Below are 15,457 nucleotides of genomic sequence, written 5' to 3'. Positions count from 1 at the left end.
GAAATTTACAATCCAACGCATTCACAAACTCAAGTTTCTTAAACCGACATAAATAATAATCTGGCCCATAATTGCTTACATTCCTGCTGGTTGGTATTGTGCGCTGGAGGCCCATTTCGTATTCGGTTTATCCTGAAGATAGATTTCCAACCTACCGCCGGCCATGATATTGCGATAACTGATAAAGTTTTGTGGCATGAATTTACCGTTCAGCTTTACGGCATAAATGTATTGCGAGTGTTTACTTGTTTTGTGACAAGCTATTTCAAATGATTTACCATTTGCTAAATTGATTACCACTTTGTCAAACAACGGCGAACATAATAGATATTCACCCGACACGGGATTTACCGGATAAAAGCCCATAGAGGCGAACATGTACCAGGCTGACATTTGTCCCGCATCATCATTCCCCCCTAAGCCGCCGGGGCCGTCACTATATTCTGTGGCCAATATTTTCCGCACAGCTGCCTGTGTTTTCCATGGCGACGGAGAATAATTGTACATAAAGGGAATCTGGTGCCCGGGCTCGTTACCATGCCAGTACTCGCCTTTTTCAAACAGACTATCCAATGATCGTTCAAGCTTATTGGTACCACCCATTAATTTTGCAAGACCGGGTACATCCTGTGGTACATAAAATGTGTATTGACGTGCTGTTCCCTCTGTGATATAGCTTTCTTTTTTATCCGGATTAAAGGGGGATACCCAGGCGCCATTAGCATGTTTGCCACGAACAAATCCCGTTGAGGGATCAAATACACTGGCATAATATTTTGCCCGTTTGCTAAGTATAGTATAATCAGTAGATTTTTTTAACGCTTTAGCAAATTGTGCGAGTGCGTAATCATCATAGGCATATTCCAACGTACGGCTTACCTGTTCCCTTTTATGGAAGGCATCCAATACACTATCCTCTACCGGGATGTATTGATATTTCAAATAGCTATCCAGTGCTCTGCGGCCTTTGCCTTCTACATAGTCGGCCCGGTTAACGGGCATATCAAAAGCATTATGCCTTAAAATCTGGTACGCTTCGTTAGCATCAAAATCAGTGATCCCCTTTAAATATGCCGAACTAATCACAGAAGTTGTATGATCGCCGATCATTTCAGATGTATAGCTATTCCAGCACGGGAAGATAGGCATCCACCCGCCTTGTTTACCTTTCAGGATCAATGATTTTGCCAGGTTATTGATCAAAGGAGGGTTCAGGATCTCAAACAAGGGCAGTTGAGCCCGGTAAATATCCCACATCGAAAAATCATCGTAATAATTACCGCTTGCTAAATGTTCAGTCTGGTAATCACCGGCAAAACGCGGGTACCTCCCATCAACATCATTAAAAAGACGCGGCTGCTGCATAGCATGATAGAAGGCTGTATAAAATATACGCTTATCCTGTTCGCTGCTAGTTGAAATACTGATCTGCCCCAAAGTCTTTTCCCATGTTGATTTGCTGTTTGTCACAACCTTATCAAAGTCAAACCCGGGCATCTCTGCCTGTAAGTTCTTGCGGGCACCATCTAAACTAGTAAACGAAGTACCTATTCTGATAATCAACTTTTCGCCCTTACTTAGCTTGAACCCAGCGTAAATACCGGCACCTGCATTATTTTTGATGCTGTCTGCAGTAAATATCTTATCACCCGAAAAGGTGCCGGTTTTATCCAAATCTCGTTCAAACCTGATCACAAAGAAACCGCTGAAACCTGCGCTTTTCCCCCAGCCCTGGTAAATACGATGTACTGGGTTATAGCCTGATATTTCGCCGGTTTGTTTATCCACTTTTACAAAGCCTTCATGATAATCACTGTTAGCTTTGATCAATAAATAAAGGCTATCGGCCTTTTCCATCGTAAACTGCATCGTACCACAGCGCTCCGTAGCAGTTACCGCCGCTTTCAATTGGTTAAGGTTGATATTGTAAAGGTAAGGTGAGGATAGTTCATCGGCATGTTTGAATGTTAAACCGTAATTAGTTGTTTTTAGTACACCCGTAATGGGCATAATGGTAAAACTGCCATAATCCTGTGTGCATGACCCACTTAGCCAATGCGAACCTCGCAGGCCGTAAAACACGCTGTCTTTGTAATAATACGGTGGTATGCACTTATTTTCACCAGCTTGGGTTTCGGGTGTCCATTGTGTCATCCCAAAGGGAGAAGTAACCGCAGGAATAGTATTGGCAAACCGTGTATCGGCCGCCTGGCCATGCTTCAATGCCGAGGCCGTAGTAGCAGTAGCCGTACCCGCCATTGGTTGTACATATTTAACCAAATTCTGGGCAAAAACCGGCCATGGAAATGCCAGCAGGGCAATACAAGCAAGCCGGTTTGTTATTTTGGAGGAGGCGTTCATTTTCAGATAAGTGCTAGTCATTGTGAATGTACAGTTATTCACAATGGCTAAAATAACGATATTTAAAAAAAGCCTGCCACAAAATATGATGACAGGCTTTTTTTAGATTTTGTATTAAATAATTTCCCTAACAGGTATCAGATATAAATTCAATCTGGCAGTAACATTCAATCCCGATCTGTGCCTGTATTTACAGGGTTGTTCTGTGCATTTTGATCTCCGTTATTTTTTACCATCGGCAACAATAAACACAACCGACCTAGGTGGTGCCGAAATTTTAATGCCGTTTTGCAAGATTGATGAATTAGCTACGAGCTTTGAATAATTTGATGGCCCGCCGGCAGCTCCATCTGGTCCGTTATTGTTAATATACACTTTTCGCGAAAATTCCCCATTATCACTCCCGCCGGTAAACGTATAATAATAGAACCGGCTACCTGCTGCAAAGTTTTTTATATTAACATTTACCGTTTGCGTTGAGACTCCTTTATTTACAATAACCACTCCTGCTTCACCCGAACCGAAGGATGACGCATAGCTCAGTATATCCGCGCTATTTTGAACCGACGAGCTAACCATTCTGTCACCAAAATATTTCTGGAAATAATACATGTAATAAAATGAGGGCCTCGGTGTCCACTTATTGATACCATCGGGCTCGTCACCCTGGCTAAACATACCCTGATCATCGCCATTGGCCCATCCGTTTGCCAGATCCCATCTGCTGGCCATACCAAACTGATTTTTCAACAATTCGCCTAAAACCATGGTGGCATGTATACCAGCAATATTGGATACCATTTGTTTGGAGCCAGTGGCAAACAAATTCCATTCGGTAAGTGCAATTGGTTTTAAAGACACTCCTCCTTGTGTGGTGGTGGTCTTCATCCAATCCATAATGGCTTTTGATTCGGTTGCTGGTGTATTCAGGATGGTTGCCGCGGTTTCATTGTCAGATCCGGTAAAATAATCATGCACGATATAGAAATCGGCATAATCACCAGCAGAAGCAAACAAACCCGAATTCCATGTTTTATCAACAGCGTTCCATGCATTAACGGGGTCGGTTTGCACCAGTTGGGCTCCGATCTTGATCTGAGCACCTACATCAGCCGCTGCTTTGCGCATTGAGTCAGCAAATACCTTGAAATGCTGCCCATATAAAGCTCCGGTGATGACCTGCGGCTGACCATCTTTATTCTGAGAAACATCAATTTTCCATCCAGCTTGCCAAGGTCCGTTACTTTCGTTGCCAATTTCCCAGTATTTGGTACGCCCTTTATCATAACGTACCCAGTTGGCTGCCAGGTGCGCAGCAACCTGATCGGGATGGGCACTTGTACTATATCGCGCATAACTATAATTGACCGTAATGATACCTGTACTGTTTGTTTGCTGCAGAACGCTGTAATAATTATCTAAAGACAGTGTCCAACCAGCTGTATTATTACCTAACCAATAGGTAGCGGCAACATTATTCCCGTTCGAATCATATAAGTTAGCCGGTACATCAGCCGGTATTTTTCCATCCCAGAAGAAAACACTGCTTATGTTACCACCCGGAAAACGAAGAATATTTGGAGACAAGGCTTTGATATTATTCATTAAAACGGGTTCCGTTACGATCTGGGTCATGTAAGGGTTGGTATTATTACCAAAAAGATACTTAGGCACCTTGGTAATAACAGCACTATAGTCCACATTTACCGTTACCGTAGCAGCAGCACCAGGCTGAGCTACATTGGTATAGGTGGGGGCTGTAAACGTTTTAGATTCCCAATCGTCTAAAAAAAAACCTGCGGATTTAGCAATTGCCGGATCTGTTTGAGGGCTTATTTTTACGGTACTTGTATCCGTTTTAACAGGTGTTACGTCGGTTTTACTATTATTCTTGCAAGCCATTAAGGCAAGCAAACAAAAAGAGTAGTATTTAATAGAAGACATCAATAGCATAAATTTATTTTATGATTAAATTTTAATCATCCAAAAAGGGACTTCGCCCTTCTTATCAAGATTTACAAAGGGAATATCTTGAGTAAAAAATACCCGCTTCCACGCTCGGCGGTCGCGGGCATCATCAACTAAAACATTCTTTTATTTAATTTTTACAATGCGGAAATCGTCAAATCCCATGTTTACATTTTGGGTAATACCGCTGCCATTATTAATATAAAACAGCTGTATAGGCTGCCCTTTAATATCGCCATATGTCGAAATACCGGGGAACGAGCTTAATGGAATTGATATGGTTTGCCAGCCCGTTGTAGTGAATGTAACCCGGGTTGAGCCATTGATCAACCATGGACTCCAGGCATAAATATGGCTATAATTAACCTCAAAGTCTATTTCACCCGAGCTCATGCCAAGGGGCACATTAACCTCAAATTTAACAGCCAGGTTGGCTGCAGGTTCACTGCTGCTGATGGTTGAGGGATAAGCTAACTGACTTCCGTCCGTTGGCGTTGCCAGGTCGCCAACATAATAAGTTCCGGCGGTAATACCCTGGGCATTCCAATATAAAAACTTATTTCTGCTTGCTTTTATGGCCGGGCTGGAAACAGAAGACACTACAACCGGCAGTGCACTCCACGGTGTAAAACCGTTCTTATCATCAAAGTTTAAAAACACATCAGCGTTATCATTCAATACAGCATCAGTAACCGATGTTGATGTACCGTATTTGGTAACCACCACTACCGGCCCCAAAGCAGTAACACCTGCCGGAACAGTGACCGTTGCTGATGACCCGGCGGCATTACCGGCAAAAGTAGTAGCGGCTATGTTTCCGGGGAAAGTAATGCCGGTTATCGCAAATAAACCTGTTCCATTGAGGGTAATTACATCGTCCTCATTAGGCATTTCGTTAGAGATAGAGGTAATATGAGGTGATGGCGCGGTGATCGGAAACTTATAGGTTACCGTACCGGTAGCCGTGGTTACCACTATGGTATTAAGCTGGTCGTTAGTAACCGTAGCAAATGGTATAGTGGCGGGTATGACTACCGGAAAATTGACATCAGAACCTAAAGCGGTATTAATGGCTGCCTTAGTCCCATCAAAATATACTGCCGTTATGCCGGTTAAATGACTACCCTGCAAAACCACGTAATCGCCGGGATTAGCTTTGGTCAACACACTATCACCCGAAGACGCTTTGTAGGCCCTCAGCCCTGTAATAACAGGGTTACCTGAACCTTTGGTGGTGCTATCCTTTTTACAAGATGACCACATAAACACGGTACCGGCTAAAACCAGCATCATTATAATGTTTGTTATATTTAGTAAGATCTTTTTCATCTCAAAAACTTTAAATTGTTTCATATACCGTTTTTAGTTTTTCTGCCTGTCTAATAATAAGGTACAGGGGCCTGGGTTAATAACGGATCAGCAGTAACCTCCACTGCCGGATAAGGCAGAGTATAATATGCGGGTGTAACCTGGGTAATTGCCGGTTCAGTGGCTGTACCCGCTGTATAGGTAAATGCATTGCGGTGCTGCGCTTTTATAAAAGCATCGGCCTTTGCCGGGTTATAATCATGCAGTCTTTTCAGATCAAACCAAAACTGATATTCTAATGCCAATTCAATTCTCCGCTCTTTAAATACATCATCAAAGGTTAACGAAGTTGCGGAGGCCAAACCGGCCCTTGTTCGTATCAAATTAAAGTAGTTTAGGGCCGTAGCATCACTTGTGCTTGCGCTGGTACCCAAAGCGGCTTCAATGTACACCAGGTACACATCAGCCAGCCTCAACAAATAATTGGGCAAATCACCATGCATGAGGGTTATATTATCTCCCCGGTTGGCCAGCGGGCCTCCAATAACATACTTCTTGATATAGGCCCCGGTCGCATCGGTCATGCTATAGCCATTAGGGTTTTGGGTGGTTATCAGCTCCGGGTAAATATCTCCGTTTAGCATGAAAGTAGCTTTGCGACGTTTATCAGCTAAATCGTAATCATCAAACATATCTTTGCTTATCCGCAGGCCATCCCATCCCCCGCCGCCCACACCATCAATGTTCGGGTCACCTTCAATAGCTGTTTGCCTGAAATCGTTAGTTGTCCAATCGGCGCCCGCTGCTACGGTAAATTGCAAGCCAAACAGCATTTCGGAATTGTTTTTATTGAGAGTTAAAAATGCATTGTAATAATCAGGAAAAAGCGAAAGACCGCTATTATTGATCACATCAGCAGCGTAGTATTTGGCGCTGTCCAGATCTGCCTGAACACGCGTGCCGGTAATTCCTGCCTTTGTTAAAAAAACTTTGGCTAATAAGCCTTTGGCCGACCATTTGGTAACCCGGCCCGGATCATCGGTTGCAGGAAGGTTTGACGCCGCATAGTGGAGGTCATTGATAATAAATTTATAAATATCACTCTGAATATTACGGTGCAATAAGGGATTAGTTACCAGCTTATCGCTACTTTCCACAATAGGCACCGGCCCCCATAATTGTACCAGGTAAAAATAAGCTATGGCACGCATAAACCGGGCTTCGCCAATCGCTGCAGTCCTGGCCGATCCTAGTGATGCCGGACTAAAATTGGTAACATTATTTATGGTTGTATTGGATTGTGCAACCACATTGTATAACGACGACCAACCATAGCTTAACCCACCATAACCATTGGCGATGGTAAAGTTTGAAAACTGTGAAGCATTGGTGTTGTAAGGATTACTAACCGTATTCCCCGACATAATATCTCCAACATATACTATAAACGGATAATTAAAGTCGAACCAGGGCTTGGTATACAAACCGGCTGTGGCAGCTCTGAGTTCAGCATTGGTTTGATAGTAAGTATTAGCAACCAGCTTATCTGTTGGGATCCCTTTATTCAGAAAGTCTTTTTTGCAGCCATTTAGACTAAACACTGCAAGTAAAGAAAAGACCAGTATTTTATTAACGTGTTTCATGTTTTTTCTTTTTAAATGATGATTAGAGGCCCACATTAAATCCGAATGTATAAATACGCGGGGTTGGGTATCTGCCCCAATCAATACCTGATGTTAATGCATTGGTACCTTGACCTGACTGATTTGGAACGTTAGTACCTATTTCGGGGTCGTATCCGGTATATTTGCTTATGGTAAACAGGTTTTGGATATTACTGTACACTCTTAATGAATGCACATGCAGCTTAGCCACTATGCTTGTTGGCAAATTGTAACCTATTGCTAAGTTTTTAAGGCGCAGGTAAGAGCCATCCTCAATAAAACGCGAAGAAATACGATAATTCTGGTCAGGATCACCAGATACCCTGAATCCTGGTACCGATGTGCCTGGATTGGTGACAGATACATTATTTACATCTGTTTTTGACCCCGTAGGGTCAATTAAAGCAACCTGAGCATAATTGGTCAAACTGGAGAAATAACCGGTTGTACCGCTATTAGGATCTTCGTGCAAAACCTTATTGTAGTTTAATATTTTGTTACCGTAACTGCCAGTAAAAAATATAGTCATATCAAACCCTTTAAAGCTGAATGAGTTATTGATACCGTAAGTAAATTTGGGTAACGGCGAGCCCAGATTGGTCATATCATTGGCATCAATTACACCGTCTTTGTTTAAATCTTTATACTTGGTGTCACCAACCCAGATCCCCTGCGTATAATCAATAATTGAACCCGCGGGCAAAGCCGATGATTTTAAATCAGCAGCATTTTTAAAAACACCCTGGGCTACATAACCATAAAAATCACCAATGGAACTACCTACAGCGGTTCTGCTGACTATAACACTTGCGTTATTGATTTTACCATACAATGCACCGTTGGCGTTATTGAGTGATAATATTTTATTCCTGTTTAAAGAAAAGGTCAGGGTTGTATTCCATGAAAATGCGTTGTTTTGTATATTCCGTGTATTTAAGGTAAACTCAAATCCTTTATTCTGGATAGATCCTATATTACCCCATGGCGCGCTTAAACTGCCTGCTCCATTTGTACCGGCATAGCCCGGCAATGGGATTTGAAGCAACAGGTTATTGGTTTTGCGATTATAAACGTCGGCAGTTAGTTGTATACGGTTTTTCAGGAAGCTGATATCAAGCCCGGCATCTAAACTTTTAGAGGTTTCCCACTGCACATTTGGGTTAGCTATATTTAACACTAAAGCACCCTGCCCCAGGCCCACAGTACCCGTAGCAATGGATGAACCATAGGTATAAGCCGGTAAGTTGGCATTATTGGTGAGTCCGTAACTAAGCCTGAGTTTGAGCTGATCAATGGCTTTAACTCCTTTCAAAAAGTTTTCCTTTTCGGCATTCCATGATCCGCCAAAAGCATAGGTACCCACCCATCGTTTCCCATCTGCAAAATTGGAGTTTCCATCTTTACGGTAAGTGGCAGTAAGGTTATATTTATACAAATAGCCCGCGGTTACCCTCGCCAGGTACGACTCGTTGGAATAGTTGTTTGATCCCCCGGAGTTTGATGCTGTCGCTGCATTACCCAAGCTCAGGTCCTGTGGGTTGTTGGCAAAAAAACCGGTACGGCCACCGCTTAAATAGGTATAAGTACCTGAACTTGCTTCATGTCCGGCGGTTGCGTTAATACTGTAACTGGCCGCGTAATGATCATAACTAAAATAATTACGTATGGTGAAGCTTTTGTTATTAGTTGCCGTAACTGCGGCGCTATTAACAGGGTTTAATATTCCGTTGATGGTAAACGTTGGATAAAACTGGTTAACATTGCCATAATCAAAATTACCGGTTGCTTCGTTGTGTAATTTCAGGTCTTTGGTAAAAATAATGTCACCATAAAAATTACCGTAAGCCTGCGAACGTTGTACCTTGTTGGTATTAATAGCAGCTGCGGCTATCGGATTAGGGTTATAAGTATTGGCTACCGTTTGACCCGGAGTCGAAATGGCCCCTATACTGCCGTCGGGATTAACCGGGGCCACATTTGGCGGAAGATTAAGCGTGGCATTGATCAGATCATAAACGCTGGCATTGACGTTTTCTTTAATACCTGAAAATGTTAAACTGGTTCCTATTTTTAACCAGTTGTTGGTTTTATTATCCAGATTAACCTTAAGCGCAGTTCTTTTAAAGTTGGAACTTAAAACGGTACCATCCTGGGTTAAATAACTGCCGCCAATGTAATAAGTTGTCCGGTCATCACCACCGCTCACAGATAGATTGGCATTGTACATACCCGCGTTTTTAAATATAGCCCTTTGCCAGTCTGTACCCGTACCTAAGTACTGGGGATTTACAAAGTCTGGATTGGGTGTAGCACCTGTAACGGCTGCCCTGGCATTTAAAAATGTAGCATATTGCTGTAAATTCATCATCGGCAAATATTTTGGCACCTGCTGAACGCCATAATAATTATCGAAACTTATTTTAGGGGCTCCCGCTTTACCTCTTTTGGTGGTAATGATTACAACCCCATTGCTGCCCTGTGAGCCATAAATTGCAATAGCCGACGCATCTTTTAAAACGTCAATTGATGCGATATCATTGGGGTTAATAGTGGATAGTGGATTATTGCGGGTACCGCTGTTACCCATATAAACGCCTCCTGTGGATGAGGGCTGCCCCGGCGGAATGATCACCCCGTCAATAACATATAAGGGATCGACACCGGCATTGATGGAGCCCAAACCGCGTACCTGGATTGATACACCCGCACCTGGCTGGCCTGAGTTTTGAATAACACTAACTCCCGCTACCCTCCCCTGCAAAGCTTGATCAAACGTGGTAGATACCGTTTTTTCGATATCGGCAGATGAGATCGAAGCGATAGCCCCAGTTAAATCCTTGCGCCTTGCGGTACCATAGCCAATTACAACGACCTCGTTTAGTGCATTGGTCGAGTTGGTGAGCGATATATTTATAGTATTAGCAGCGGTAACAGTAACCTCACTCGGTTTGAAACCCGTAAACGAAAAAACAAGCACATCGCCGGTTTTGGCATCTATACCATACATGCCGCTTGCATTTGAATTTGCAACAACTGCTGTTCCTTTAATTTTCACTGTTGCACCCGGCAATGGCTGTGAATCATCAGCACTGGTTATTTTACCGACAATACGGTGGGTTTGTGCAAAACTGGTAAAAGAAAAAAACAACGTAATAACAAAGAGCCAGCAACGGGCCGTTGTTCCTCTTTTTGATTTTTTTCTCATGTTTAAAATGAATTTAGGTTAGTAAATAATTGGTTCATAAAATTGGATTAGTGGTTAGCGCTTTAGTTTTAACGGTAGAAAAAGAATTTTCAGGAGTGGCTGTAATCCGGATGATTTTATCAGAAGTCACCTTCAATTGGAGCAGGGGGGCATCCTGCGTTGATTTCCACTGCAGGTTAACAATGATTCCCTCAGCCACTTTTTTATAAATGTTTTGTGCATACGCATGAGTAAAAATAGTGGCAAAAAAAACTGTACAGGTACTAAGGAGTACACGTTTTAGCATAGTCAAATTAAATAGGTTATAATATTAAAATTGGTTATAGCCGATGAGCTACTGCTTTAATACCTTCAGACGGCATTAAAAAATTCACTATTCGTCCATTAATGAGGGTGAAGTTACGGGTAGCGCTGCAATCGATTGTTTATAAATAGGGGCACAAATGTTAACACGAATTAATTAGTTGATTTACAGATATTTAATACAAAACAAAAGCGATTTAACCCTATGAGAGCGAAAAATACAGGTGGAGGTGGTTAACAAAATTGGCCTAAAAAAACCGAAATTCAAATGAATATTGCTTTATTCATCCTCATTTTAATGGGTTTCATTAAGATGCTGTTTATTCTTATTGTTGATATAGGCTGAAGGCAGGCAATTAAATTCAGCCTTAAAGGAACGCACAAAGTACTTCTGACTTTTAAACCCAACTTTATATGATATTTGGGATATGGTTAAATGTCCGCTTTCCAACAATTGCGCGGCACGTTTTAAACGAATAGACCGGATAAGTTCAACGGGTGATTTCCCGGTTAAAGCCAGTGCTCTTTTATATAGTGTAACTCGACTTACACATAACTCGCTGCTCAGCTCCTCTACCGAAAAATCACCATTAGCCATATTTTTCTCTATAAGCAGCAATACCTTTTTAATAAAAGCCTCATCAAATGATTCAGCTACTACAGCTGTTGGCTTAACATCCAGTTGCTTTTGATAGGTTTTGCGCATATCCTCCTGTATGGCCAGTATATTTTTCAATTTGGAGAGCAGTATCTCAAAATTAAAAGGTTTAGTTAGGTAATCATTGGCGCCCGTTTCAAGTCCCTGTAATTGCTGTTCTTCGCCTGTTAACGCGGTAAGTAATACCACAGGAATGTGCGATGTACGTTTGTCATTGCGTATTTTGCGGCAAAGGTCAATACCACTCATTTCAGGCATAGTAATATCACTCACTACCAAGTTGGGGTGCAGGGCCAGCGTTTTTTGCCACCCTTCTTTACCATTACTGGCCTCGATAATATGAAAGATATCATTTAGATTGTCTTTTAGATAAAAGCGAAAGTCTTCATTATCTTCAACCAATAAAACAGTTACCTTTTTGGCTGTACGGTTAACTTCTGGTCGCTGCCCATCCTTATCTTCAACCTTAATTGTTTCAGTTATATCGGATTGCGCAAACAGTGTTTGAGTATCTGCTTCAGCTGGTAAACTTGCCGGCAACAAAACGGTAAAATAACTACCCTGGCCAGGTTCGCTCTCCACTGATATTTCACCATGATGCAATTTTACAAATTCCCTTGTAATTGATAAGCCAATACCACTACCCTGGTTAACCATAGAACCGGGCAATTCACTCTGAAAAAAGCGTTCAAAAATCTTATCCTGTTTATCCAAAGGAATGCCTATACCGGTATCCATAACCTTTATTTCCAGGAACTGCCCCTCGGGTGTTTTTTCAATTTTTGTTAATAAAACGCTCACATGGCCACCCTCTAGTGTAAATTTAAACGCATTAGAGAGCAGGTTAAATATGATCCGCTCTATTTTATCCTGATCAAAATTAATCACCATACTTTCAGTTTCCGAATCAAAAACAAACCGGATATGCTTTTTTTCAGCAATATCCGAGAAGGAATAAGCCATTTCTTTAATGAAACTAATGATATCACCACTCCTGGCGTGCAGTTTGAGTTCCTGTACTTCCATCTTTCTGAAATCAAGCAACTGGTTGACCATATTTAATAAGCGCCGGGCATTCCGGTTCACCATTTGTAGTTGTTCCCGTTGTTCTGCCCCCGCTGTATGCTTTAACATTTTATCTACCGGGGCTATAATAAGCGATAACGGCGTTCTGAACTCATGACTTACATTGGTAAAAAACTTGATCTTCATCATATCCAGTTCATGCATACGCTGAGCCTCCTGGCGTTCGTGTTCCAGAGCGTACTTCGTCTCAATTTTTTTCACTCCTCTATACCTCATATAGAACAGGGCACCAATAAATGACAAGGCATATATAAAATAGGCCCACCCCGTTTTCCAGAAAGGAGGTAATATTTTTATTTTTAATGTTAATGGCTCAGATCGCCATATATCGTCTTCACCCGCTGCTTTAACTTTAAAAACATAATCACCAGGGTCAAGATTGGTATAAGTAGCTTTTCTTATTTTGATGTCACTTGTGATCCAGCCCTTATCAAAGCCTTCTAACTTATATTTCAGCTTAACTTTACCAGGATTAAAAAAGTTTAGTGATGCAAATTCAATAGCAAATGCATTTTCATTATATTTAAGTGTGATATCTGTAGTTTCGGTAATAGATTTGGAAAGAATAACGTGTCCGCCAAGATATTCTCCTGGACTTAAACTTTTATTAAAAATCTGAAAATCGGTCAATACAAGACCAGGTATTGTTTTATTGGACTTAATAATTGAAGGTTTAAACAGATTAAAACCATTGGGACCACCGAAGATCAACTCACCGGCTGTGGTTTTTAACGATGCATTCTCGTTAAACGCCCGCCCCTGTAAACCGTCCGTTTCATCATAATTAACAAACCTGAACGTTAAATTATTATTTGTACTTTTTACAATAACATTTGATAAACCATTCGTGGTGCTGATCCACATATTATGGTTATTATCTTCTAATACATCCAGGATGGTATTATCAGGTAAACCATCATCTTTTTTAAAGTTGGTGAATTTTTTAGTTGCCGGATTGAATATGCTCAGCCCCTCGCGCGTCGCCAGCCAGATTAAGTGACGTGAATCTTCGGTAAGGTTATTTACATTGTCGTTTATCAAGCTATTCTTATCCTTATCACTATGATGATAATATATAAATCGATGCGATTGGTGAAGCATTACTGATACACCCATTGAAGTAGCGATCCATATATCGTGATGTTCATCTTCAATTAAACCAGAAATATAGTTAGAGGAAACTGAGTTAGGCTGATCGGCTTTATAATGTAAAAATATATTCTTTTCGCGGTTTAACAGGTTCAGCCCCCCATCTAAAGTACCTACCCAAAGATTATTGGAGGAGTCTTCCATGAGTTCCCATACCCTATCGTCAGATAAGCTGGATTCATCATTGCTCTTGTGCCTATAATGCGTAAAAGTTTTACCATCATAACAATCCAGGCCGCCATAATAGGTACCAATCCATAACTTTTTTTGATGATCCATCCATAAACAAACGATAACATTATTGGCCAAACTGTTGGTATTTGCAGCATCATGTAAGTAGCTGGTAAAAATCCCGGTCTGCCGGTTAAAGTAGATCAGGCCTTTTCCATTGGTTCCTATCCATAAGTTGCCCTTATCATCTTCAGCAAACTTGTTTACATCGTTATAAGCTAAACCATGCGGGTCTGTTAAATGATGTTTATATAATGGAAATTTGATAATGTTATCATGATAATAACTTACCCCCTGTTTGTACGTCCCGACCCAAATGATCCCGCTATTATCCTTGTAAATAGATATGGTACTATTTTGCCCCAAACTTTTACTATCATCTTCCCGATTTACCAGGTATTGTATTTTAAAATCACTTTTATTTAAAATATCGATACCACCGTGATCAGTGGCTATCCATATCATGTTTTTATCATCCTGTATGATGTCTGAAATAAGATCTGCATTAAGGGGATTGGAGGGAGAGCTTTTATCGATATGTTTAAATTCATTTTTTGAGGGAGAGATATAATATACGCCCACCGGATTACTAGTATCAAACGCCCATAAATCGTTCTGTTTATCAATAAATAATCTCAAATTAACTTTTTCATAGGGATTTAACTTGCTGATATTATAAACTCTTTGGGTGATCTTACCAGATTTGTGATCTAATTTCTCCAGTACCCCACCACTTTGTGCCAGCCAAAAGTCACCATAACTATCTTCTGCTATATCTGTAGTGGCATTTGAATAAAGAGCAGTTGTATCACCGCTCTTATGCACAAAATGTGTTACTTTTTTCGTAACAGCGTTGAATTTATAAACACCAAGATTAGTAGGTAAAAACCAAAAATTACCCAAATGGTCTTTTTTGATCGTGCGGATCAGACTATCAGGTATTGAAAAAAATGATAGTTTCTTTAATACATTATGTTCAAAGTGCTCTGTTAAGGGGTCATAAATATTTAACCCGTTATGTGTTTGTACCCATAATTGATGAGATGGCCCTTCAAAAACACGCACAATAAAATCATCATCCAAAGACCCGGGATCATGATCATTATGCTTAAATATTTTGAATTTATAACCATCGTATCTGTTTAGGCCAGATAGCGTCCCAAACCACATAAACCCTTTATTGTCCCGATAAATACAGGTTACCTGATTATGAGACATCCCATTTGCAATACTAAGCTGAGAAAATTGATATTGTTCCCTTTGAGCGGAAACATGACGGCTTATAAAAAGTATAAGAAGAACACATAAAGATATTTTATACCTCATGAGTTTCGGAAGATCGGGGTATTCATAAAAATTCAATTAAATAGAAAATGGTCTATTTGTAATATATAGAAGATTTCTCAGATATGGCTTCCGTAAATATCGAATTTTGAATATATAAATCCAAAAAATACTCTGGACAATATTTATAAATCTAATTCATCCAAACCTGTAAAAAAAATGATCATGGCCGCTACCGGC

7 protein-coding genes are annotated in these 15,457 nt (G+C 40.9%); all 7 read right to left on the bottom strand.

Annotated elements, in window-relative coordinates; all coding sequences use genetic code 11:
* Positions 1 to 75: 75 nt before the first annotated feature.
* Complete coding sequence (locus AC57BQ_RS07055) at positions 76 to 2,382, bottom strand: GH92 family glycosyl hydrolase (RefSeq protein WP_496405602.1); 2,307 nt, start codon at positions 2,380 to 2,382, stop codon at positions 76 to 78.
* A gap of 201 nt (positions 2,383 to 2,583) precedes the next feature.
* Positions 2,584 to 4,305 carry an alpha-L-arabinofuranosidase family protein gene (locus AC57BQ_RS07050; RefSeq protein WP_496405601.1) on the bottom strand — a complete coding sequence of 574 codons (1,722 nt, stop codon included), beginning with the start codon at positions 4,303 to 4,305 and terminating at the stop codon, positions 2,584 to 2,586.
* Between the two features lie 150 nt (positions 4,306 to 4,455).
* Positions 4,456 to 5,682: a glycan-binding surface protein gene (locus AC57BQ_RS07045; RefSeq protein ID WP_496405600.1), complete on the bottom strand. Its 1,227-nt coding sequence runs from the start codon at positions 5,680 to 5,682 to the stop codon at positions 4,456 to 4,458.
* A gap of 26 nt (positions 5,683 to 5,708) precedes the next feature.
* A complete protein-coding gene (locus AC57BQ_RS07040; RefSeq protein ID WP_496405599.1) occupies positions 5,709 to 7,280 on the bottom strand; it encodes a RagB/SusD family nutrient uptake outer membrane protein in 1,572 nt (523 codons plus the stop codon).
* A gap of 22 nt (positions 7,281 to 7,302) precedes the next feature.
* Positions 7,303 to 10,506, bottom strand: coding sequence for a SusC/RagA family TonB-linked outer membrane protein (locus AC57BQ_RS07035; protein WP_496405598.1), 3,204 nt, complete (start codon positions 10,504 to 10,506; stop codon positions 7,303 to 7,305).
* A 34-nt stretch (positions 10,507 to 10,540) separates the two neighbouring features.
* On the bottom strand, positions 10,541 to 10,792 hold the full coding sequence (locus AC57BQ_RS07030) for a hypothetical protein (RefSeq protein WP_496405597.1): 252 nt from the start codon (positions 10,790 to 10,792) through the stop codon (positions 10,541 to 10,543).
* A gap of 312 nt (positions 10,793 to 11,104) precedes the next feature.
* Positions 11,105 to 15,151 (bottom strand): hybrid sensor histidine kinase/response regulator transcription factor, encoded by a 4,047-nt coding sequence (locus AC57BQ_RS07025; RefSeq protein WP_496405596.1) that lies wholly within the window; start codon positions 15,149 to 15,151, stop codon positions 11,105 to 11,107.
* Between the last annotated feature and the right edge of the window lie 306 nt (positions 15,152 to 15,457).

The sequence above is a fragment of the Mucilaginibacter sp. BGA-UO-ETr-C110 genome (genome assembly GCF_059567985.1).
Note: the sequence above shows the minus strand (reverse complement) of the source record. Positions and strands in the feature narration are given on the sequence as shown.